Here is a 21,940-nt window from a genome sequence, read left to right as displayed (position 1 = left end):
TAAATAACAACAGGTATTAAATACTGTAAAATTTTAATTTTCCACAAAGGCTGTTTGTCTTTACGCCGGTACAAATATATAATTACAGTCTCTAAAAACAATAAAAAACAGACGAAATAACAATAAAATATTGTTTTAATAAATAAACGGTAAGAAGAATATGTAAGTATATTGCGGTTGCATACCCGGAAGGATTCAAAATTTCAGCCACCATAATTTAGAATTATCGAATCTGTATTGATAAATATAAAAGTTATCTGATTAATAACTTTCTGTATCGAACTTTAAAATCCTGTTACGCCAAATTTTTATGCAAAGGCAAAGTAAACCAGAAAGTACTGCCCTTGCCCAGCTCGCTGTCTACGCCTATTTCGCCACGGTGCTTTCTGATGATTTCGGCACTGATGTAAAGCCCGAGCCCGAGCCCTGAATACTGCACGCCGGAGTAATCTGCCCGGTAATAGCGGTCGAAAAGGTGCGGAATCTTATCTGCCGGAATACCCGGCCCTGAATCTTTTACGGAAATTTTTGCGCGGTCTCCCAGATCTTCAACAATCAGATAAATCTCACGCTGATCAGGTGCGTATTTAACAGCATTATTTACAAAATTTATTACGACCTGGTCAATCCGTGCCTCATCCGCTTCAATAATCAGGTCTTTAACACCCTGTAAAATCAGTTCATGCTTATCGCGGATCCGGATGTGGGAACAGCAGGCATCCAGCATTTCATACACATTGAACCGGCGGTAATTCAGATGGAGCTGCCCCTCATTGGTGCGGGTGGTATTGAGCAGGTCATCAATTAATCCTGTAATTTTCAGTACGCTGGCATTAGACTGGTCTACCAGCCGCGGAACCATCGGGTGCGACATATTATCGCGGTAGCGGTTCAGCAACTGGAGGGATGCTTTCAAAGCAGTAACCGGAGTTTTCAGCTCGTGGCTGGCAATGCTTAGGAAATCATCCTTGCGCTGTTCTTCCAGTTTCCTTTGGGTAATATCCTGTACGGTTCCAGAAAAATTGGCTTTGCTGAAGACATCTTCGCTGTAAAGCTTTCCGGTTGAACGTACCCAGCGGATGTTGCCGTCCCTGAATCCCTTCAGCGAATATTCCATATCAAAACTGCTGCCCGTTGTAATGGCGGCATCCAGTCCGGAAACAACCTCATCCCTGTATTCCGGCAGAATCTGACCGAATGCTGCCTGCAAAGACATGTCTTCATCAGAATAAAAACCGAATATTTCCTTTAAACGCGCAGATGCATTAAGTGTTCTGGATTCGGCGTCAATAAACCAGGTGCCCAGTTCAGAAGAATCAATGGCCAGCCTGAGTTTTGCCTCCGCTTCTTCAATAATATTCCTTGACCTTACTTTTTCCGTAACATCCAGAACAGTTGCCAGCACAGCGGTGATCTGCCCGGCAAGATCCGTAAGGGGCTGATAAAAATAATCCACATATACAATCCTGTCTTCGCCGGTAAGCTTATTTTTGAATATGACTTTCTGCTCACGTTTCTGAAGAGATGCACCTGTTTCCAGCACCTGTTTCCAAAGGCCGGGGAACACCTGGTTTTTAAGTTCGGGGAATACTTCCAGCATCGGCCTTCCCAATACCTCATCTGTCGTACGCTGCCAGAAAGTAAGCAATGCCTGGTTTGTGGTGGAAATTATCTGATCCGGGCCGGTAAGTACCACTACCGGTGCAGGAAGGTCGCTGAGTATTTTATTTAAACGGTTTTCACTGGTGGTCAGATCAAGGTTGGACATCAGCAGAAGTTCCTGCGATCTGCTCAGTTCTTCATTGATAGCCAGCAGCTCTTCATTTAACGACTGTATTTTATTTCTTGATATCACCTGTTCAGAAACCACGCTTGCGGTAAGCATAATACTGTTGACTGCTCCGGATTCTTCCTTCAGAGGCTGGTACACAAAGTTACAGTAGACTTCTTCCATCTTTCCTTTCTGTTCCAGCATAGCCTTCACTTCGTACCCGTAGAAAGCCTCTCCGCCGGTATACACGTCATCAAGGATCTGCAGGAAATCCTGGCCCACCAGCTCTGGAACGGCTATATGCAGCGGCAGCCCTATTACATGATCAGACTTGCCCCATACTTCAAGTACTTTTTTGTTGGCGGATTCGATAATCAGTTCCCTGCCATGAAAAACAGCTATGGCAATCGGTGCATCAGATAAAAGGAATCGAAGGCGGCTTTCTGAACGGGACAGTTCTTCCGTACGCTGGATGACCCGGGCTTCAAGCTCCTGATTTAGAATGCTGAGGCTTGTTTTGGTAACCTGCAGCTCTTCATTGGCGGCGGCAAGCTCTTCGTTCAGCCGTTGTTCTCTTTCAAGAAGTTCCTGACGTTCCCTCGCTTCTTCCAGCTCTTTCTGGTCAAGCACTTCCTGGGTGACATCCTTCGCGGTATGGTAAATAGCGTATACCTTTCCGTGTTCATCTTTTACCGCAAGATAAGAATAATCAAAATAATACTGCTGCAGCCTTCCGTCTACAAACAGTTCAGCCGGAATTGCCTTTCCCACATTATCCACACCGGTATTCCATACTTCCTTTAACATCGTGACAAAGGGCTGGTTGGAGATTTCAGGCAGGGCTTCAGAAAGCGTAAGCCCGACAACCGATCCGGTTCTGCCCCATGCCCCCATCATGGCAGGATTGGCAAGCTCTATCAAGATCTCTTCCCCGGTATATACTGCAACAGGATGCTCAGCACGGAGACAGAGAATGGTTAAAAGATCCGTTTTTTCCAGTCGGGTTGGGCTGTGCATGTAAATAGATTATGATGTGGTTTATTTAATTGTTAATTCTGGATATGGACCCCGATCCTACTGATGAGATCATCAATATCAAAAGGTTTTGCGATAAAATCATCCGCCAGGCAGCTCTCTTTCATGTTTTGTATCCCGGCATTGGCGGTCATAATAATCACGGGTAGATTTTTAGATAATCCGTTATTTTTAAGGCTGTTGCACACCTCCAATCCGTTGCCGTCCGGCAGCATGACATCAAGCAGGCAAAGATCAGGGTTTATTTCTGCATAACCGGACATGAATCTGGACACGGTGGTGAAACCGTATACATTGTAGTTCTGTTCTAAAATCATATGGATCAGCTCCATAATTTCTTCACTGTCCTCAAGGACACATATATTTTTATTCATTCATTGAGCGTCTGTAGCATTATCTGCTTATTACTTTAACATTCCGTTAAAATTTCTCACACAGGAAAGTTTTACCGGTCCGGATTCAGATATCTTTATTCATATAAAGGTCTGAAATGGCTTTTGTATTCCAAAATTCAGACATCCTGATTTTTCAGTTTCAGGTATACTTTAAATACTGATCCTTTACCTTCTTCACTTTCCACTTCAATCCGGCCTCCGCTTGTTTCTATAATTTCCTTCACCAGATACAATCCTACTCCGTTTCCCTCTTCCCGGTCAGCAACACGGTTGTATTTTTCAAAAATTTTATATTTTAAGTCGGATGGGATTCCTATTCCGTTATCCTCAACACTAATCACCATAAAACCGTTTTCCGCTGTGGATGCGATTTTTATATCGGGCTTCCGGTCATCCGAACGGTATTTAACGGCATTGTTCAACAGGTTGTAAACGATGCTCCGCAGCTTGCGTCTGACAAATAATATTTCGGAAACCTGAATATCATACGTGATTTTTGCTTCTGCTTCCGTAATCTGCGGGGCCAGGGTAAGCCGTGCATCTTCGATAATATTCTGTAAATCGATCAGTTCTTCCGTCGGCTGGTATTTCTGGCCCTGCCATCGGGAGTCAATCAGCTCGTTAACAACTGACTTCATTTTAAGCAAACTTTGTTCCAGATTACCCACAAGCTGCGGAAATCTTCCCATCCCATTTTCAGGGAGCCTTTTCATCATTTCAATGTTCAGTCCGAGGCTGGTCAGCGGTGTTTTAATATCATGGGCGATGGTATCAAGCAGCAGCTCCTGTTCGGCCACTAATTTTTCCTGTTCCGCAAGATCTTCTATCCGGGAAGTGATATCAATAAAAGTAATGATTACACCGTTATTAAGCTGGTCTACACGTGTAATATAAGGCAGGATATTCATCTGGTACCACCGGCGGTCCGTAGTCTGGATTTCTTTTTCCAGGATCTCACCGGTTACTATTACATGCTTTATATTATCTATAAATGTTGGAAACCTGAAATTTTCCGCCACATCGGCAAGCGCTCTCCCAATATCCCCTTCTTTCAGCCTGAACTGCTTCATAGCGGGCGGGGTAAACTTTCGGAGGATCAGTGACCGGTCTACAAAAAGCTGTGGAATAATGGTATTGCGAAAATAATTTTCCAGTTCCTCATTCAGGTCTGTCAAAGTATTGATTTGTCTGTTCTTGCTATGCATACCGGAATGTGATTGTGATAGGGTTAATTTCAACCGGAAGTTACAAAAATGGTTTAATATCATACTGATTAAAAGATTTTTATTAAATCTAATTATTGCCATACTTTTGGAGCAGACAATACTCAATAATATAAGAGTCCCGTAAAGGCTACCCACACCTTTATTTACGGTTTCCCATAAATAAAAAAGCATCCTTTATTTTATTTTTACAGGACATTAAAATAGACGATTGTACCTCATCAATAAAATTTTAACGAATCAGGACTGATGACTTGACCGGCTTTAAATTATTTGTTACTTTGCTGTCTGTTAATCCGCTCTGCGTGAAGCCTCATCCTGCGGAATAGTTTTTCTAAGCAGTTGAGTCTGCTTCAACCGGCAACAGCCGGATTACCTGCACTGGGATTGAAGAATGAATGAGGGGCATTGTCAATCAATAATAAAAAAATGCCCTGCAAAAAGACCGATTTATGAAGATTCTCCATACTGCAGACTGGCACATCGGCCAGCTGTTTCACGAATACGACCGCAATGCCGAACACCGGCAGTTCCTGGATTGGCTGGTGCTTACCATAAAGGCAGAACAGATTGATGTCCTGCTGGTCAGCGGGGATGTTTTCGACATTTCAAACCCTTCGGCAGCATCAGTAAAGATGTTTTATACCTTTCTAAATCGGGCAGCCGGAGCCAGGCCGGGTTTACAGATTGTGATTACTGCCGGCAACCATGATTCAGCATCCCGTCTGGAAGCTCCGAAACCCCTTCTGGAATCTTCCAACATCCATATTATCGGAACAGTAGAAAGAGATGGAGAAGGAAAAATCAATTATGAAAAACTGGTGATTCCTTTATATGATGCTTCCGGAAATATCAAAACCTGGTGCCTGGCCATCCCTTTTTTACGGATGGGCGACTACCCGGTTATTCCCGATTGCGAAAACCCTTATACTGAAGGCATTGCGGCCCTGTATCGTGAAGCATTCGATTATGCAGAACAAAAGAAACAGGAAGGGCAAAACATCATTGCTATGGGACACCTTCACACCCACCATGCCGAAGTAACAGACCTGGATAAGACCGAACGCCTGATTATGGGCGGCGTGGAATGCATTCCGGCTACCGCTTTCCATCCGGATATCAGATATGTAGCATTAGGCCACATCCATAAAGCACAGAGGATCGGCGGCAAAGAACATATTAGGTATTCGGGCAGCCCGTTGCCGATGTCATTTTCAGAGCTCAATTATAAACATCAGGTCATTGTTTTCGAACTGGATTCGGAAATAAACGAACTTAAATCCATAGAAATCCCACTTTTTGTTCCGCTTCAGCGGATATCGCCTTCCCCGCTTCCTCTGCATGAAGTCATTGCTTTGCTGGAACAGCTGCCTGCAGCCCAGAACAATCCGGAAGTTGCTCCATACCTGGAAGTTAAGGTACTGGTTGACGGCCCTAAACCGGCTTTGCGCCACAAAATTGAAACAGCTGTAGAAGGAAAACATGTAAAACTGGCTACAATTCATCAAATATATCCTGCTTCAGCAAAGGAAGTGCCTGAACTCATCACACAGGAACAGCTCAATGAGCTGCAGCCTCCTGATATTTTTGAAAAAGCCTATCAGTCCAGGTACAACAGCGCCGTTCCTGATGATTTGATGGAGCTTTTCAGACAGGTAACACAGGAAATCAGTAACAATAATGCAGAATAGAATACCATGAAGATACTTGCCATACGGATAAAAAACCTGGCCTCTCTGGAAGGCCGCACTGAAATAGACTTTACTGCCGAACCCTTATGTTCAGCCGGAATTTTTGCGATTACCGGAGCCACCGGGGCCGGGAAATCCACCATACTGGATGCTTTGTGCCTTGCTCTGTACGGAAAAACACCACGCTATATTCAGGCCAGGGAAACAGGAATAGAAATACGGGATGTTCAGGGAAGCACACTCAGCCAGGGCGATGTCCGGAGTATTTTACGGGACGGCACCGCTGAAGGATCTGCCGAAGTGGATTTCAGAGGTATCGACGGACAGGATTACCGTGCTGGCTGGAGTGTGAGGCGTGCCCGGAATAAGGCGGAAGGCAGTATGCAGTCTGACACAGTTACCCTTACAAATATTACTTCAGGCACTGTAATTCCGGGTAAGAAACAGGAAACACTGAATGAAATCGCACGGCTGGTCGGGTTGAATTTTGATCAGTTTACCCGTTCCGTTTTGCTGGCACAAGGCGATTTTACGGCTTTTATGAAAGCCAGCAAGGATGAAAAATCTTCATTACTTGAAAAACTGACGGGAACTTCCGTGTATTCTGAGATTTCGAAAAAGATTTATGAAAAATTCAAGTCTGAAGAACAGAAACTCCGTGACCTTCATTTCCGGAAAGAAGGAATTGTTACCCTCACCGAAGAGGAACTGACGGCTTTACTTAATGAACAGAAGGTTCTGGAAACCAGCCTTAAAAGTCTTGAGCAGGACCTGCAGAACCTGGCAGCAGAAATAAGCTGGTACGAACAGCTGGCCCAAATGCAGGCTAAACAGGAGGAAGCCCTGACTGCATTTCAGGAGGCTTCGGATGCAAAAACAAATGGCCTTCCAAGGAAACAGAAGCTGTGGGCAGCCGAACAGGCACAGCAAACCCGGAGCTGGGCAGATGCGCTGAAAAATGCCACGCACCAGCATTCGGAAAAAACAGGAACCCTGAATGGTTTAAATGAAACGGCGGCGGCTCTTCAGGCACAGAAAGAACTGCTGGATGCACAACTTTTGGATTCGGATAAAAGTTTTAAGGCAAAAAACCAGGCATTCCAGGATGCTTTACCGCTGTTGGAACAGGCCAGAAAACTAGATACCTTACTATCCGAAAAAAAAGACCAGCTTGAGAAAACGGGCATTGAGGCAGAACAGGCTTCGGAAAAAAGCAGGAACCATCTGGCATTGCTGAATGAAAAACAGGCTCTGCTCAGTCAGCTTTCAGAAGAAATCAAAACCTTAACCGGTTGGAAGACAGAAAATACGGACCGGAGCACAGTAGCTGAAAATAAGGAGATCATCCTTTCTAAATTACAGGACGCACAGAAATTACTGGAAAACCTGCAGTTATCTACAGATGAACTGGCTGTGCTCAGCGGAAAAATTACGGAAGCAGAAACAAAAAAGGCAGACCTTGAATCGCTTGTCCGTACCAAGAAACAGGAATGGGAGGAGCTGAAAAAAAGCCATGACGGCCAGGCCGCCGCATTGCTGATGATCCCCATTGAAACCCTGGAAGAAGATAAAACGGAGACCGCCAGGAATATTGAGAATACCATCCAGGCAAAAGCTGACTGGGAATTGCTGCATACTTCGCAGGTAGAATGTGAAACCTTAAGCGGGAAACAGCTGAAAGACCGGTCAGATTACCGGACGAAACAGGAAACCGTGGACCAGCTTATCCTTCAGATGGCTACTGAAAAGATCCAGAAGGAAACATCTGCCCGGATGCTGGAACAGGCACGACTCGCATCCACTGAAAATGTTGAAGCTTTACGTTCTGCACTTATAGATGATGAGCCGTGCCCGGTCTGCGGAAGCACGCACCATCCCTATGTTATACAGAACCCGCAACTGGAAAATGTACTATCGGCACTGGAAAGTTCCTCTGCCGAACATGAGCGTATTTATATGGCCACTTTCCGCCGTCATAATGCGTTGGAACAGGAATGTGAAACACTTGCCAAAACTATTCAGGATCAGGATAAAGCCATCATTACTCTTCAGGCTGCACTGGAAAACAGGAAGCAGGCCTGGGAACAGTCTGATATCGTGGAAGAAAGCCGTTCTGTAGCGGATCCTGAAAAGGCAGCCTGGATCGAAAACCGGCTGAATGATCTGAAAGCTAAACAGGCGTCCCTGCAGTCAAAAATTCAGGATTACAAAGACCGGAAACAACAGCTCGAAAAAGATAAAAATATTATCGATCAGCTTAAAGAAACCTCTGACCGCCTTACGGAACAGCTGAAAGATATAATAACAGCCATTGCCCTGTTTCAGGAACAGCAGAACGGCAGAATCAAGGAAAAAGACAAAGCATCTTCCGGGCTTCTGGAGGCTGAGCAGTCACTTTCCTTTCATTTTAATGCACCCGGCTGGATGGAAAGCTGGAAGACTGCGCCTGCCGCATTTACAGAACGTATTGAAAACTTTGCTGAAAGGTGGAAGAAAAACACGGAAAAACTGCAGCAGTGCGAGAAAAACAAAGGCATCCTTGAGGCAACCCTCAGGGAAATGGAAAGCCTGGCGCAGACCCTTGCCGCAGCGGTGACGGAAAAGACGGAAATCTTTATTGCACAGCAGCAGCATTACCTTCAACTTAAACAGCAGAGAGACGGGATTTTTGAAGGGCAGGCTGCGGAAGAGGCAGAAAGGAAGCTGAAAACAGCAGTATCGGATGCACAGGAGCAGCTTGAAGCGCTCAAAACAAAACATCAGCAGCTGATACTGAATCTCACCAAAGCGAATGCGCAGCAGGAGGAACTGAAAGGCACTTTAACCAGATTAAAAGCGGATATGGAAACAGCTTCCGGGAAACTTAAGGACTGGCTGGACAGGTACAATATAAAAAACAATGCAACATTGAACCTACAGGAGCTGGATGAATTACTGACCCTGCCGCATGACTGGCTGGATACCGAACGTTCAGCGATACAGGCCATTGAGGAAGAGGTAACCAAGGCCGGTTCGGTGCTGGCTGAAAGGAAACAGCTTTTAGAGGATCATCAGCAGAAAGGGATTTTCGTACGCCCGCTTGATGAACTTAACGCATTAAAATCAACAGCTGAAACGGAAGCTGAACTTAAGAAACAGAAAAAAGGGGAAATCAGTTTCCGCCTGCAACAGGATGGAATGCACAAAAGCAGGATCGGCGACCTCCTGCAAAGCATTAATGAACAGGCAGCCATTACGGAAAACTGGGGGAAACTGAATGAAATCATCGGATCTGCAGACGGCAAAAAATTCCGGCAGATTGCCCAGGAATATACGCTGGATGTGCTGCTCGGCTACGCCAACGTCCACCTGAAGGTCCTTACCGGGAGGTACAGGATTGAACGCATCCCGGCCAGCCTCGGCCTGCAGGTTGTGGACCAGGATATGGGTGATGAGGTCCGCACGGTGTACTCGCTTTCCGGCGGGGAATCTTTCCTGGTTTCCCTTGCGCTGGCTTTGGGCCTCGCCTCTTTGTCATCCAGCCGGATGAAAGTGGAATCCCTGTTTATCGATGAAGGTTTCGGATCCCTGGATCCCGCTACGCTCAATATTGCGATGGACGCTCTGGAAAGGCTTCACAACCAGGGCCGGAAAGTCGGGGTTATTTCGCACGTCCAGGAAATGACGGAACGGATCCCCGTACAGATTAAAGTAAGCAAACAGCAGAGCGGAAAAAGTGTGGTAGAGGTAACCGGATATTAAATATACACCAGGCCGTAACGAAATCAAAATTAAACACTTAGATACCACCTTAATGTTTATTTACCCGTTTTCTTTTTTAAAACAGCTGATTTTTTATTAACTTACACTATCCGTTAAATGCAAAATCATCATCGAATCTTTAATGGATTATCATGATGGCATCTATTTAGCGGTTATTAATGAAGTGTATCACTTTATACATTTAAAAAGATGAGAACTGAAATTAAAACAATATTGGTAACGGTGGATTTTACTGAGAAATCTGACAATGCAGTTACAATGGCGGTCCACATGGCAGGCAGGCATAACGCACGCATTATCCTGTTCCATAATTTCATCAATTATTATATTATCGACAGAACCGGGAAGCAGGCAGTAGGTACGGAAAAAGTCCGGGAAGGCCTGGATCTGGCAGAGTGTGCACTCCATGAAATCAAGCTTTCCGTACAGAAACGGAACGGTTCGCTGCATGTGGATACCATGATCGGGAGCAACAGCCTCGTCAGCAGCATCAATGAATGCATCGCGTCTGAAAAAGTAGACCTGGTGATTACCGGGACTGCGGGCAGGCAGAGGATAAAAGAGCTTTTTTTAGGATCGGCATCGTATGAAATCCTGACCGGGGCCAACAGCTCGGTTCTTCTGGTTCCGGAAAAATGCCATACCTACGATTTTGGAAAAATACTGGTTCCTGTACGGGTGATTGAAAACCTTCAGGAAAAATTATTGATCTCCCAGAACATTGCCAGAAAAAACAATGCAGAAATCAGCCTTTTGGGAATCTGCGGCGAAGAAGACGTGAATGTAATAAAAGAAGCCTATAATTCGGTCTGGAGCACGCTGGCAAAAGATACGGTGAAATATTCCACCTCTTTTATACTGACCAGTGAAAAGGCGGTTAAGATCTCACAGTTCTCAAAAATAGACCATGCAGACATCATCATCCTTAATTACCATGATGAGAACAACTGGAAATCTTTATTTTCAGAGAACTTTTTTAAGCAGATCATCAACCATACCGATGTTCCCCTGTTCTTTTTAAAAAAGACGACCGAGGTGCAGAAAGTAATTCCGGATGAAAGCCCGGGCTTTGATATTACCCTTCCCTCTCCGGGATAAATACCCTGCAGATAAGACATCATAATAACATCAGATACCGCAAAGCCTTATGCGGTATTTTTTTTCAGGTTACTTTGGAAAACTGATCTGTTGATTTAATAAAATGTCTGCAGGATATTGTCTGTTTATACATCCGAATTGATAAATCATTACAGATTTAAAAAAATCAAGCTTTATATAAACAATAATATGAATATCTTTTATGATCTTGTTCATAAAATAACTGCTTTTTATATAATAGTTTTACAAGACAGTTCAGATTACACCACCCGATTCGCGGCATTCTTTCACTATTCTCGTGCAAAGCAGGCCGGGGATTTTTAACCATTCTGAACTGCAATAATACCCCAAATTATATGCAGAATATTTTATGTTTCAGCCACCTACACTGGAATTTCGTGTATCAGCGACCGCAACATTTGCTCAGTCGTTTCGCCAGACAGTACCATGTCTATTATTTTGAAGAGCCGCGCCATGGATCAGATGCCTATGAAATTGCGCAGCAGGACGGTATCTCAATTGTTTCCCTGTTTGTAGATGACCGGGATGCAGACCGCAACGGAAGATTGAAAAAACTGATTGACCGGTTCATTGCAGAACGGAACATAAAGGAATTCATTTGCTGGTACTATACCCCGATGGCCCTGGAATACACGGCTCATCTGGTACCGCAGGTAACCGTTTATGATTCTATGGATGAGCTTTCGGCTTTCCGTTTTGCACCGCCGCAGCTTCTGCCGCTGGAAAATGAGCTCTTTAAAAAGGCAAATGTAGTCTTTACGGGCGGACACACGCTTTATCAGGCCAAGAAAGACCGCCACCACAACATCCATCCTTTCCCAAGCAGTATTGATAAGGAACATTTTCAGGCTGCCCGGTACAACAGAACCGAGCCTGCAGACCAGAAAGAGATTCCACACCCGAGGTTTGGGTTTTACGGCGTTATCGATGAACGTTTTGATATCGAATTGTTAAGGGAAGTTTCGGAAAGAAAACCGGACTGGCATTTTGTGATCATCGGCCCTGTGGTAAAAATTAATCCGGACGACCTTCCGAGAGCGGAGAACATCCATTACCTGGGCCCGAAGAAATATGAAGAGCTCCCGCAATACATCAGCCACTGGGATATTGCGCTTGTGTTATTTGCCCTGAATGAATCCACAGAGTTCATCAGCCCTACCAAAACCCCTGAATACCTTGCCGCAGGACTTCCGGTGATTTCCACACCGATAAAAGATGTCGTAAAGCCTTATGGCGAAGAAAACATGGTGTATATTGCCAGTGATGCCGATACCTTTATCATGTACGGTGAAGAGGAGCTGGCTAAAAAATCCAAAAAGGAATGGCTGATGAAAGTTGATGAATTTCTGGCCGATGATTCCTGGGACAACACTTTTGAGAAAATGAATGTATTGATTAACAACGTAAAAAAAAGCAACGGTATCTATGTATGATTTCCTGATTGTCGGCTGCGGCTTTGCCGGATCAGTCCTGGCAGAACGACTGGCGAATGCCGGAAAAAAAGTATTAATTGTAGATAAGCGTGACCATATTGCCGGAAATGCTTATGATTATTATAACAAAGAGGGAATCCTGATCCATAAATACGGCCCGCACATTTTCCACACCAATTCTGAAGAGGTATTTTCTTACCTTACCAATTTCACGGAATGGCGCCCTTACGAACATCGTGTACTGGGCAGTGTGGACGGGCAACTGGTACCGATTCCCATTAACCTGACCACCATCAATACATTATACGGGAAAAACCTGACCTCTGATGAAGTGGTGGATTTTCTGGCATCGAAAGCCGAACAGCGGAAGCCCGTACTCACTTCTGAAGACGTGGTGCTGAATGCGGTAGGAAAAGAACTGTATGAAAAATTTTTCCGCGGCTATACCAAAAAACAATGGGATCTTGATCCTTCTGAACTGGATGCCTCAGTTACCGCAAGGGTTCCTACGCGGACCAATAAGGACGACCGGTATTTTACGGATACCTTCCAGGCCATGCCGAAAAACGGCTATACCGACATGTTTAAAAAGATGCTTTCTCACGAAAACATCCACATCATGCTGAATACGAATTACAAGGATATCGTTGATATTATTCCGCATAAAAAGCTGATCTATACAGGGCCTATCGATACGTATTTTGATTACCGCTACGGAAAGCTGCCTTACCGTTCCATCGATTTCCATTTTGAAACTCTGGATACTGAAAATTACCAGCAGACCGGAACCGTTAATTATCCTACCTCCAACCTGTATACGAGAATTACTGAATTTAAGCACCTTACCGGGCAGGTTCACCACAAGACGGCTATTGTTTATGAATATCCGAAGGCAGAGGGTGATCCCTACTACCCGATTCCGCGGAAAGAGAACCAGGAAGTGTACAACCAGTATAAAAAACTGGCGGAAGAAACCCCTGATGTATATTTCACCGGCCGTCTCGGGACCTACAAATATTACAATATGGACCAGGTAGTTGCCCAGTCGCTGGCTTTATTCAAAAAGATGACAAAAGAAGATGACGGAACCCAATACTAAGTACAGGAATTTTGAAAAAAATTTCCGGTCATTCATCATGGCCGGATTTGAATGTGCCGACCACCAGAATGCTTTCGGTGAGCGGGTTGACCTTATTGACCTGACCGGGCACGACCTTTTTATTGATGAAGATTATAAAAGGCTCCGTGATATCGGCATCAGTACGGTGCGGGAAGGCATCCGCTGGAGCCATGTAGAAAAAACACCTTTTCAGTATGACTGGAGCCAGGTGGAAGATATGATTACCTGTGCAAAGGAAAATGACATTGAGGTGATCTGGGACATCTGCCATTTCGGGTTTCCGGATGATCTTACACCTTTACACCCGATGTTTGCCCGAAGGTTTTCACACCTGTGCAGGGCTTTTGTCCAGAAATACAGGAGCATCTGCCCTGACGGTGATCTGGTAGTTACGCCCATTAATGAAGTCAGCTTTTTATCCTGGCTGGGCGGTGACGCAAGGGGAACAAGCCCCTACTGCATACACCAGGGATGGGAAGTGAAATATAAGCTGATGAAAGCCTATATTGAAGGAATTGAAAGCATGAAAGAGATTGATCCCGAAGTACGGATCATGAGTACCGAACCGTTGATCCACATCGTTTCCCCTGACCTGTCAGACACCGCGCTTGTACTGCACGCCAATGAGAAACATCAGGAGCAGTTTCAGGTACTGGATATTCTCAGCGGGAAAATGTGCCCCGAACTGAGAGGAAAACCGGAATACCTTGATATCATAGGGGTTAACTTCTACTGTGACAACCAGTGGACGGTGACCGACCATCAGTATATCCCGTGGGATGAAACACCGGCAAGCCCTTTCTGGAAAAGTCTTCATTCGCTTGTTGATGAGGTATTTATAAGATACGGAAGGCCTATTGTGATTTCGGAAACCAGCATGGCAGGAGAAAAGAGGTATGCATGGCTGAAGATGATCAGCGAAGAATGTGCGTCTATTTTAAAAAGCGGTATTCCGCTGCTGGGCTGCTGTATCTACCCGATCATTGACCGCCCGGACTGGGATTTCCCGCTGAACTGGCACCACAGCGGGGTTTGGGACATCCATAATCCTGAAACCCTGGAAAGAGAGATTCATCACGAAAGCCTTGTGGCAATCCAGGAATTCCAGGAAACACTGGCTGCCTCGGAAGTATATATCCTGGAAGAAATGTAAAAGATTTTAAAGTTCGTATTGAAAATTTTAAAACACTAGGTTATTTAAGATGATGTTAATCCGTCATTAAAAAATCTGCAATAATTATTTTACAAGATAAATTTATCGCGGTTTTAAAATTATTAAACATTTTAAGATTCAAATTTAATATTCCCCTGAACTATTTTCAGGGGAATATTTATTTGATATACCATACGAACTTTCTAATTGCCAAGCTATTAATTCGGGAGCAGATTAATCATTTAATCATAAATTAATTTTTTTACATAAAATTAATATTCATTACACATTAGTTTTTTTTCAGGATAAAATAAATATTAACTCTTGATTCTGAACTGATTAGTAAAAACACATGGTATACTCTTCAATACATTTTTAAAGCATATATAAATTATATCGATCATATCATACTGAATATCAAGACACTAAAATAATTCAAATAATGATGAATAAAATTACAGATATTTGATTTTAATAATCTGTAAACAAAAAAATTTGTTACTTTTGCCTAAGAAATAAAAAATTGTTTTTTATATTTTTATTTTGTTAATTAGATCATCAGACATAAACATTAAAATCGCCTTATGAGAAAAATAATTCTACTCTTCACATGCTTATTCGGAATTTCGGCTTTCTCACAGATTAAAGTGCTGAAAAACGTTACCCTGGTAGAAATCGGTAAAGACAATTCTGTAGGTTTATATAAAAAAGAAGATAAATTTACCATCAATTATCAGGATCTGAATACTGCCAATCTGAATACCTTCCGGTCTTTTTCATTTCAGAACCTTAACAGAGATGTTTCAGGTTTATATGAACTGATCACCAACGGGTTTATTGATACGCCTGAGGGTAATATCGTCCTGGAGCTTCCCAATGACATCGTAGAGCTTCATTTTGACAAGAACTTCGGACAGCCTACCGTTCAGTTCATCCAGTACATCAATAAAAACAGGAAGTACGTAGGGAAATCCCAGGTACTGAACAAAAAGCAGATCGATAAGATCTTCGGAAAGGTAAACGGAAAATCGTCCCTGTATGACAAAACCGCCGGCATGACGCCTGTTAACCCTGTAAACACGGCTTCATCTTCCAATGCAGCAGCGTTAAACAGCAATAACAGCGGCAAAAGCAGCACGACCAGTAGCAAAAACAGAAAGCCCAGAAAATAATCGGTATTTTCGTAATATTAACACAGCTCATTCTCCGGAATGAGCTTTTTATTTTTATTTTTGCAAAAAGTCCATATACATTATGTCTCTTCAGATAAATCAATTAACCAAAAAATTCGGTGAACAGACCGCCCTTAACAAGATCAGCATTTCGATTGACAACAATGAAATCATCGGCCTTCTGGGCCCGAACGGTGCGGGAAAATCAACCCTGATGAAATCTATTGTCGGTGCACTGAAAATTGATGAAGGTGAAATAATTTTTAACGGGAAAAACATTACGGAACATGAAATCGAAACAAAGAAAAAAATCGGTTTCCTGCCTGAAAACAACCCGCTGTATCTGGAAATGTACGTTAAAGAATACCTGCAGTTTGTAGCGAATATCCATAAAATCCCGGAATCCCGGGTGGATGAAGTGATTCAGCTCGTAGGCATTACACCTGAGAAAAGCAAGAAGATCGGACAACTTTCCAAAGGATACAAGCAAAGGATAGGCCTTGCCCAGGCCATTATCCATCAGCCTGATTTACTGATCCTGGATGAACCGACTAACGGCCTTGACCCGAACCAGATCATAGAAATCCGGAACGTGGTTAAAGAAATAGGACAGCAGAAAACCGTGCTGCTTTCCACCCACATCATGCAGGAAGTAGAAGCACTCTGTTCGCGCGTGATCCTGATCCATAAAGGGAATATTCTTCAGGACTGTGCCGTGGATGAGTTTAAAGGAAAATTCGGAAGCCTGGAAGAAGCTTTTGCCCACTATACCCAGACTGAAACTTCTGCAGCAGATTTTTAATGGCTTTAAATTTGATGGGCTTAAGCATCAACAATAAGCAATGATCAACATGATTAAAAAGGTTTTATTCGGGGCGTTGTGCATCGCACAGTTTTCTTTGGTTTATGCCCATAACCATAACGGCAATCCGTCTCATCTTACTTCGGTTAACGGGACTGTACTCTATCAGCATGTTCCGAAATCCGTTATCATCAAAACGAAAAAGTTTAAGATAAAAATAGACCGGCAGCCTAACGGAAAGTATCTTTACCAGTCCTGGCCGGCTAACGGGAAAATCACTTCAAAACCGAGCATGATCATCAGTGACGGGGAAGTAATTACGGACGGTACCGGCGGAAATTATTATTTTGAGTTTAACAACAACGGCTATACGTATCAGGTCGAGAGAAATTACCTCACGGATAATGCGAAAAAAGCGCCCTATACGCTTTACGTAAATGACCAGAACGGAAAAACCATTGTCAACCAGGATGGAAATGTAGTAAAATATTAACAGAAACTCCCGCCTTTAAGTGGGTGTTTTTTTGGGTTGTTTTCAGTTGATGATTATAAAAGATAATCGATAAATTCAGACGGCCTTCTCTGGTGTGGATGGCTGCATCAGCTGGAAACTGCTCTCATTAAAGCTTTCTTTGGCAGCGCGGTATCCGATATCAAAGATTTTTTCCAGCCGGTCTTTCCTTCTTTCAAAAGTTCCGTAGCTTGACAGTTCCTGGGATGAAATAAACCAGTCGCAATAGTTAAACTTAATTTTCTCCACCCGGTATGAAAGCAGGTCATAGGAACGGGATACAATAGCTTTAATGGACTTCAGGTCATCAATCTTAATATTGTGGGGCGGAGATACAAAGACACCAATCATCTTATCACAATCTTCCCTGATGATATCGGCAGGAAAGTTATTCAGGACGCCTCCGTCACAGTACATTTCACCGTTGATGATGTAGGGTGTGGTAATTCCGGGGATGGAACATGAGGCAATAATGGCATCCACCACTTTGAAATCCGGATCAAAGATCTTCTCAGTTCCGGTTACCAGCTCCGTGGCTACAATCCGTACTTCTTTATCAAGGTCGCCCAGTTTCATATCTCCGAAAACGGGATGGAGGTAATTCCTGAAAATAACGGATGAAACCAGTCCCGGCTTATTGAATGCAAAATGTTTCCAGTTGAAAAAATAAATGGAATTAAAGAAATCCAGGATTTCTTCCGGTGTTTTCCCTACAGCGTGGAGGCAGCCCACAATGGAACCTGCGCTGCAGCAGGAAAGGAGGTCTACTTCGATATCCTTTTCCCTGAGAAACTTTAAAACGCCTGCATGGGCAATACCTTTGGTACCGCCTCCGGATAAAACAAGCCCGGTCTTTTCTGAATTCATTACATAAAATTAAGAAAACAGAAATAAAAAAGCAGGATTAATATGCCGAAATGCTGTTCTTTAATTATAATTTAACAGTTCATAAAATTATACAAATAAAAAACCACAGACAAAATCTGTGGTTTTCTTTATGATTAAATTGAAATCTTAATTATCAATATACTTTTCAAAGATTTTAGAAAAATCCTTTTGGGTATATCTGTCGAAACTGGTGGTATTCCATGCGAAAATATATTCGTTGATGGTCTTCAGTTCCTGGCTTTTAGAAACATTTTCCTGCTTGCCGGATGCTACAGTAGCTACCGCTTTCACTAAACTGTCATTGGAGAAAGTCAGTAAAGACTCGTTATGATGCACCACCTGCTGAATTGCTAAAATTGCTTTATAAAGGTCTTTCAGCTGATCAATCTGGCCTTTCGCCACGCTGATCATCAAAGGGACATTTCCGATATTGAATGAAATTTCAACATCCAGGTCAATAGTTCCTGCAGTCTGTAAAACAACATTGGAAAAAGGAAACTGATAATATTCATATCTTCTCAGCACTCTCTTTCTGTCCAGAGCACTTGCTCCGTCAATATGGATCAAAGCCCTGTTGGTAAAACAGTATTCATCCCTTTTGGATTTAATCAGGAAGAAAATTTTCTCATTGTCTTCAGATAAGATATAATCATCCGAGTCTACCTTATCGTAGTCCTGGGAAGGGATAATCTTACCGATGTCGCCTAAACCTAATGCTTCTGCCGCTAATTTCTTAAACATACCTTTATTGAGTTATTAGTTGGTTATGGTATTATTAAATGTGGATCACTTCACCGTAAGCCGCTGCTGCTGCTTCCATAATGGCTTCAGAAACCGTTGGGTGCGGGTGGATGGATTTGATGATCTCATGGCCTGTAGTTTCCAGCTTTCTTGCGACTACCGCTTCCGCCACCATATCCGTAACACCGTCACCGATCATGTGGCAACCTAACCACTCCCCGTATTTTGCATCGAAAATAACTTTGATGAAACCGTCCGTATTTCCGTTGGCTGTAGCTTTTCCGCTGGCAGAAAGAGGGAACTTCCCTACTTTGATTTCGTAACCTTTTTCCTTCGCCTGCTTTTCAGTAAGGCCTACAGAAGCTACTTCAGGGTGGCAGTATGTACATCCCGGGATATTGCCGTAATCAATTTTCTCAACATGCATTCCCTTGATTTTCTCTACGCAGGTAATACCTTCGGCAGAAGCAACGTGTGCCAAAGCCTGAGTCGGGATCAAATCTCCGATCGCATAGTAACCCGGTACTGAAGTTTCGTACCATTCGTTTACCAGCACTCTTCCTTTATCCGTCTGGATGCCCACTTCTTCAAGGCCGATGTTTTCAATATTGGCAGCAATACCTACGGCAGACAATAGGATATCCGCTTCCAGCGTGATGTTTCCTTTGGCTGTTTTTACGGTTGCTTTAACACCTTCCCCGCTGGTATCAACGCTTTCCACAGAAGCATTCGTCATGATTTCGATACCGGTTTTCTTAAGGGATTTCTCCAGGTGCTTGGAGATTTCTTCGTCTTCTACAGGAACGATGTTCGGCATAAATTCAACTACCGTTACTTTTGTTCCCATGGTATTATAAAAATCGGCAAACTCTACCCCGATTGCCCCTGAACCTACTACGATCATAGATTTCGGCTGCTCCGGTAAAGACAGTGCCTGTCTGTATCCGATTACTTTTTTACCGTCCTGCGGCAGGTTCGGCAATTCTCTTGAACGTGCTCCGGTAGCGATAATGATATGGGTACCTGAATATTCAGTAACCTTACCTTCTTTATCCGTTACGGAAACTTTTTTCCCTTTCTGAACTTTGGCTGTTCCCAGGATTACGTCGATTTTGTTCTTTTTCATCAGGAATTCAATTCCCTTGCTCATTTTATTGGCAACCCCACGGCTTCTCTGGATTACGTTCGGAAACTCGAATCCGGCCTCCACTTTATTCAGTCCGTAATCTTCAGCATGGTTGATGTAATGAAATACCTGAGCAGACTTCAACAAAGCTTTCGTCGGAATACATCCCCAGTTCAGGCAGATCCCTCCTAAGTTTTCTTTCTCGATAATAGCAGTTTTAAAACCCAGCTGTGCTGCTCTGATCGCTGTAACATATCCTCCAGGACCACTTCCGATGACAATAATATCGTAGTTCATTAGTATAAAATTTTATGCGAATTTAAGGAAAAATATTGGATTACAATGATTCGGGGAGGTATTGAATAAAGCTTTTCTGCCTGCATTTGTAAAGCTGCCGTTTACACCGGACCAGGTTTTTAACGGCTTTGCCTAAAGATTTATGATTATTAATAACAGCTGCCGGTGACTCTGTTATCTGACTGTACTTTTCTGCTTGATAAACTGTGTATTTAATCAGCCTGATTTACTGTTTGAAAAGGAAATTGATAATAATTATTTCTGATGCTTCTGTTCCGGTTCACTGAGCTTTAAACCAAAAAAGAGAATACTTTCGCATCCTCTTTTCTTATTATTTAAATCTATATATTTATTACTTTTTAGCATACGCTACTCTCCAGACAATTCCGCTTACGTCATCCGCAACCAGCAGTGAACCGTCGGCAATCTGTAAAACCCCTACAGGCCTTCCGTATACATCTCCTTTTTCTTCATTCGCGATAAATCCGGTTAAAAACGGCTGATATGAACCTGATGCTTTTCCGTTGGCAAAAGGCACAAACGCTACCTGATACCCTACGAGTGAAGACCGGTTCCATGAACCGTGCTGCCCGATGAACGCTCCGTTTTTATACTTTTCCGGAAACTGATTTCCTGTGTAAAAAGACAGGCCTAACGACGCAGTATGGGAACCAAGCGGAACATCCGGAACTATTGTTTTGGCAACAAGATCCGGTTTTTCCCCTTTTCTCCTCGGGTCTTCATTTTTCCCGAAATAGGCATACGGCCAGCCGTAAAATGCATTCTGCTTAACACTCGTCAGATAATCGGGAACCAATTCGTCACCCAATTCATCTCTTTCATTAACAACGGTCCATAATTCTCCGGTTGCAGGATTCCAGCTCATCCCAACAGGGTTTCTAAGCCCCGCCGCATAGATTTTCTCGCCGCTACCGTCAGGGTTCACTTCCAGGATATTGGCCCTTCTTACTTCGTATTCCATTCCGTTTTCACCGACATTGCTTCCGGATCCTACAGAAATATAGATTTTCGACTGGTCTTTATTAGCAATTAAATTCCTTGTCCAGTGGTTGTTATAGCCTCCGGCAGGAAGACTCACAATTTTCTTTCCGGGCTTCGTGATTTTCGTTTCGCCTTCCTGATACGGGTAAACCCAGAGCCCGTCTGTGTTGGCAACGTAAAATTTGTCCTTGATAATCAGCATTCCGTACGGCTGGTTCAGATTATCCAGGAAAACAGAAGATGATTCTGCTACCCCGTCTTTATTGGCATCCCTGTAAAGAATAATCCGGTTGGCCGATTTCCCGCCGACTTCGGCATCACTTTTTCCGCTGATGTCATTTTTTATTTTTTCCGTTTTTGTACGCTCGGAATTTGAAAGTACGACAAAGATATCACCGTTTGCAGCCTGGATCATGTTTCGCGGACTTTTAATATTTTCCGCAAAACGGGTCACCGTAAAACCTTCAGGCGCGGTCGGAGCCTTTCCGGCAGGCCATCCAATTACGTTACTGAACTTGTTTTTAGCATTTTTCTCGTCGGGTGCCGGCAACTTCAGGGTATCTGTTTTGGTAGCGACTTCATCCGTTCCCGAGGCGGTTTGATTTTTATTTTCTTTACAGCTGAAGAAAAGCAGTGTGGCTGCCGATAGGATATATTTTTTCATAGATTAAATGATGTGGTATGTTGAAATATTTTGCT

General features: G+C 43.4%; 16 protein-coding genes. 9 read left to right on the top strand and 7 right to left on the bottom strand.

What is annotated here, in order from left to right:
• Positions 1-295: 295 nt before the first annotated feature.
• The 3 genes from ASE55_RS03020 to ASE55_RS03010 all read right to left on the bottom strand — a co-directional run bounded on the left by ASE55_RS03020 (position 296) and on the right by ASE55_RS03010 (position 4,406).
• Positions 296-2,788: a PAS domain-containing sensor histidine kinase gene (locus tag ASE55_RS03020; protein ID WP_056215387.1), complete on the bottom strand. Its 2,493-nt coding sequence runs from the start codon at positions 2,786-2,788 to the stop codon at positions 296-298.
• A gap of 32 nt (positions 2,789-2,820) precedes the next feature.
• Complete coding sequence (locus ASE55_RS03015; RefSeq protein WP_056215382.1) at positions 2,821-3,180, bottom strand: response regulator transcription factor; 360 nt, start codon at positions 3,178-3,180, stop codon at positions 2,821-2,823.
• A gap of 137 nt (positions 3,181-3,317) precedes the next feature.
• Positions 3,318-4,406: an ATP-binding protein gene (locus ASE55_RS03010; RefSeq protein ID WP_056215379.1), complete on the bottom strand. Its 1,089-nt coding sequence runs from the start codon at positions 4,404-4,406 to the stop codon at positions 3,318-3,320.
• 470 nt (positions 4,407-4,876) lie between these two features.
• On the opposite strand from ASE55_RS03010, the gene ASE55_RS03005 reads away from it, so the two are divergent.
• The 9 genes from ASE55_RS03005 to ASE55_RS02965 all read left to right on the top strand — a co-directional run bounded on the left by ASE55_RS03005 (position 4,877) and on the right by ASE55_RS02965 (position 17,169).
• Positions 4,877-6,115, top strand: a complete 1,239-nt coding sequence (locus ASE55_RS03005; protein WP_056215376.1) for an exonuclease SbcCD subunit D C-terminal domain-containing protein — start codon at positions 4,877-4,879, stop codon at positions 6,113-6,115.
• A gap of 6 nt (positions 6,116-6,121) precedes the next feature.
• Positions 6,122-9,856, top strand: a complete 3,735-nt coding sequence (locus tag ASE55_RS03000; RefSeq protein WP_056215373.1) for an AAA family ATPase — start codon at positions 6,122-6,124, stop codon at positions 9,854-9,856.
• Between the two features lie 210 nt (positions 9,857-10,066).
• On the top strand, positions 10,067-10,975 hold the full coding sequence (locus ASE55_RS02995; RefSeq protein WP_056215370.1) for a universal stress protein: 909 nt from the start codon (positions 10,067-10,069) through the stop codon (positions 10,973-10,975).
• Between the two features lie 356 nt (positions 10,976-11,331).
• Complete coding sequence (locus tag ASE55_RS02990; RefSeq protein ID WP_056215368.1) at positions 11,332-12,429, top strand: glycosyltransferase family 1 protein; 1,098 nt, start codon at positions 11,332-11,334, stop codon at positions 12,427-12,429.
• A complete protein-coding gene (gene glf, locus ASE55_RS02985; protein ID WP_056215365.1) occupies positions 12,422-13,528 on the top strand; it encodes a UDP-galactopyranose mutase in 1,107 nt (368 codons plus the stop codon). The genes ASE55_RS02990 and glf overlap by 8 nt, the downstream gene beginning before the upstream one ends.
• Positions 13,509-14,702, top strand: a complete 1,194-nt coding sequence (locus ASE55_RS02980) for a hypothetical protein (protein WP_056215361.1) — start codon at positions 13,509-13,511, stop codon at positions 14,700-14,702. The genes glf and ASE55_RS02980 overlap by 20 nt, the downstream gene beginning before the upstream one ends.
• 584 nt (positions 14,703-15,286) lie before the next feature.
• Positions 15,287-15,874 (top strand): hypothetical protein, encoded by a 588-nt coding sequence (locus tag ASE55_RS02975; RefSeq protein WP_056215359.1) that lies wholly within the window; start codon positions 15,287-15,289, stop codon positions 15,872-15,874.
• Between the two features lie 82 nt (positions 15,875-15,956).
• On the top strand, positions 15,957-16,676 hold the full coding sequence (locus ASE55_RS02970; RefSeq protein ID WP_056215356.1) for an ABC transporter ATP-binding protein: 720 nt from the start codon (positions 15,957-15,959) through the stop codon (positions 16,674-16,676).
• Positions 16,677-16,716: 40 nt separating this feature from the next.
• A complete protein-coding gene (locus tag ASE55_RS02965; RefSeq protein ID WP_056215353.1) occupies positions 16,717-17,169 on the top strand; it encodes a hypothetical protein in 453 nt (150 codons plus the stop codon).
• 75 nt (positions 17,170-17,244) lie between these two features.
• On the opposite strand, the gene ASE55_RS02960 is transcribed toward ASE55_RS02965, so the two are convergent.
• The 4 genes from ASE55_RS02960 to ASE55_RS02945 all read right to left on the bottom strand — a co-directional run bounded on the left by ASE55_RS02960 (position 17,245) and on the right by ASE55_RS02945 (position 21,905).
• Positions 17,245-18,054, bottom strand: coding sequence for a patatin-like phospholipase family protein (locus tag ASE55_RS02960; protein ID WP_056215351.1), 810 nt, complete (start codon positions 18,052-18,054; stop codon positions 17,245-17,247).
• A 147-nt stretch (positions 18,055-18,201) separates the two neighbouring features.
• Positions 18,202-18,816: a PH domain-containing protein gene (locus ASE55_RS02955; protein WP_056215348.1), complete on the bottom strand. Its 615-nt coding sequence runs from the start codon at positions 18,814-18,816 to the stop codon at positions 18,202-18,204.
• Between the two features lie 34 nt (positions 18,817-18,850).
• Positions 18,851-20,239 carry a dihydrolipoyl dehydrogenase gene (gene lpdA, locus ASE55_RS02950; RefSeq protein WP_056215345.1) on the bottom strand — a complete coding sequence of 463 codons (1,389 nt, stop codon included), beginning with the start codon at positions 20,237-20,239 and terminating at the stop codon, positions 18,851-18,853.
• A 352-nt stretch (positions 20,240-20,591) separates the two neighbouring features.
• A complete protein-coding gene (locus ASE55_RS02945; RefSeq protein ID WP_056215343.1) occupies positions 20,592-21,905 on the bottom strand; it encodes a PQQ-dependent sugar dehydrogenase in 1,314 nt (437 codons plus the stop codon).
• Between the last annotated feature and the right edge of the window lie 35 nt (positions 21,906-21,940).

This window comes from Chryseobacterium sp. Leaf201 (assembly GCF_001421435.1).
GTDB lineage: Bacteria > Bacteroidota > Bacteroidia > Flavobacteriales > Weeksellaceae > Chryseobacterium.
Note: the sequence above shows the minus strand (reverse complement) of the source record. Positions and strands in the feature narration are given on the sequence as shown.